This is a genomic window from Photorhabdus sp. RW14-46 (genome assembly GCF_963887965.1).
Lineage (GTDB): Bacteria > Pseudomonadota > Gammaproteobacteria > Enterobacterales > Enterobacteriaceae > Photorhabdus > Photorhabdus laumondii.
The window spans coordinates 1-770 of record NZ_CAWPHH010000107.1 but is presented as its reverse complement, the minus strand read 5'-3'; the positions used below and the strand labels follow the sequence as shown (position 1 = coordinate 770).

Genomic DNA, 770 nt, shown 5'->3' with positions numbered 1-770 from the left:
CAAGCCCTGATGGAGCGAGGCCGGCTGAAAGGGTTTGATGTCAATCAGGGGGAAGTGCGGATTGACGGGCACGGCATGGACAGCACACAGCAAAGTTACACCGATATTATCGCCCGTTCCGTGGCGATTAACGCCAAATTACATACGCAAGACCTGAAAGTGACCACCGGGCGCAATATTGTGGATGCGGCGCATCAGCAGATGAAGAAAAAATCGGTTGACGATGAAAAGCACCCGGCGTTTGCGTTGGATGTGGCGGCGCTGGGCGGCATGTATGCCCATAAAATCAGGCTGATAGGCACCGAAACGGGGGTGGGCGTGCACAATGCCGGTAATATCGGCGCGTCTGCCGGGGAGTTCCATATCACCGCCGAGGGCCGGATAGAGAACCGCGGCACCCTCAGCAGCCGGGATACGTTGCAATTAACCTCGTCTGCCGATGTCACTAACACCGGCAAATTGCTGTCACAATCGGCGGTGAATTTACAGGCTAAAGGTGCGCTCAATAATCAGGGCCGGGTGGAAGCCCGCGGCGATACCACCGTTACTGCGGGCACGATACACAGCAGCCATGACAGCGTATGGGCCGCGGGACTGGATGATAACGGCAACACCACCCGCCCCGGCTCATTGACTCTGACGGCGCAGCACGTTCAGGCTAAGGGCAAAAATCTGGCCGCCGATACGCTGGCTATCCACAGTCAGCGGATTGACCTGAGCGACAGCCAGACCGCAGCCGGTCAGATTCAACTCACCGCCGGTCAAGCGGG

1 protein-coding gene is annotated in these 770 nt (G+C 58.2%); it reads left to right on the top strand.

The features are described 5' to 3' along the window. A partial coding sequence (locus AACQ38_RS23750) for a two-partner secretion domain-containing protein (protein ID WP_165579246.1) occupies window positions 1-770 on the top strand: 770 nt, incomplete at both ends.